We start from the raw sequence: 1,241 nt of genomic DNA, 5'->3' as shown, positions 1-1,241 counted from the left end.
TGGCCTGCTGCCGGTTTCGTGGACACGAAGATAAGATCGTGACCAAGGAACTGGAGAGTGGAAATGAAGAGACGGAAGTTCAGCCGCGAGTTTAAGATTGAGGCGGTAAAGCTGGTGAGCGAGCGGGGCGTGTCGGTTTCTCAAGCTTGCCGGGATCTTGAGCTGGCAGAGAGTGTGCTGCGGCGTTGGATGCGTGAGGCGACGGTGGCGCCTGCGACTGCGTTCCCCGGCAACGGTCATCAACGCCCAGACCAGGCCGAGATCGCGGCCCTGAAGAAAGAGGTCGCCAAGCTCAAAGCGGAGCGTGACATCCTAAAAAAGGCCGCGGCCTACTTCGCGCGGGAAGCGACATGACATTCGCATTCGTTGCGAAGCATCGCCATATCTGGCCGGTCAGCTGGATGTGCGACGTGCTGGGCGTCTCCCGGTCTGGCTTCCATGCTTGGCTAAAGCGACCGATCAGCGCCCGTGCGAGCTACGACGCGAAGCTCGTCATGGAGATCGACAAGAGCTTCAAGGCCAGCGACCGCACCTATGGCGCTCGCCGGATCTGGCGTGACGTGCTCGAGGACGGGCTGTCCTGCGGGCTGCATCGGATCGAGCGCCTCATGCGACAGAACGCCATGAGGGCTCGACCGAAGCGGCGCGGAAAGCCGAAGGACGATGGCGAACGCTCGGTCATCGCCGACAACATTCTTGACCGGGACTTCCAGGCCGACCGGCCGAACCAGAAGTGGCTGGCTGACTTCACCTACATCTGGACCGCCGAGGGCTGGCTCTACGTCTCGGTCGTGCTCGACCTCTTCTCCCGGCGCGTCGTCGGCTGGTCGATGAAGGCGGACCGAGACACTTCGCTGGTCATGGACGCGCTGATGATGGCCGTCTGGCGCCGTGGGAAAGCCGACGCGCTGTTGCATCATTCCGATCAGGGATCGCAATATACCAGCGAGCAGTTCCAACGCCTTCTGCACGACAACGGCATCACCTGTTCAATGAGCCGGGCGGGCAATGTCTGGGACAACTCGGCGATGGAGAGCTTCTTCTCATCGCTGAAGACCGAGCGCACCGCCAGAAAGGTCTACCGCACCCGCAATGCAGCACGAGCGGATGTCTTCGACTACATCGAGCGTTTCTACAATCCGAGACGACGCCACTCAAAATTGGGCTATCTCAGCCCTATGGCGTTCGAGGACCGCGCTGTGCAAACCTAACTCTGTGTCCACGGAACCAGCAGCAGGCCA

At 61.1% G+C, this 1,241-nt stretch carries 1 protein-coding gene; it reads left to right on the top strand.

The window, feature by feature from the left end; translation table 11 throughout:
• The first annotated feature begins 63 nt into the window (after positions 1 to 63).
• A protein-coding gene (locus LCM15_RS22705; protein ID WP_224860089.1) for an IS3 family transposase occupies positions 64 to 1,211 on the top strand; the annotation gives its coding sequence in 2 pieces (ribosomal slippage) (positions 64 to 313 and positions 313 to 1,211; 1,149 coding nt in all).
• The last annotated feature ends 30 nt before the right edge of the window (positions 1,212 to 1,241 follow it).

The sequence above is a fragment of the Salipiger bermudensis genome (assembly GCF_020171625.1).
In the GTDB taxonomy this organism is placed as follows: Bacteria; Pseudomonadota; Alphaproteobacteria; order Rhodobacterales; family Rhodobacteraceae; genus Salipiger; species Salipiger bermudensis_B.
Note: the sequence above shows the minus strand (reverse complement) of the source record. Positions and strands in the feature narration are given on the sequence as shown.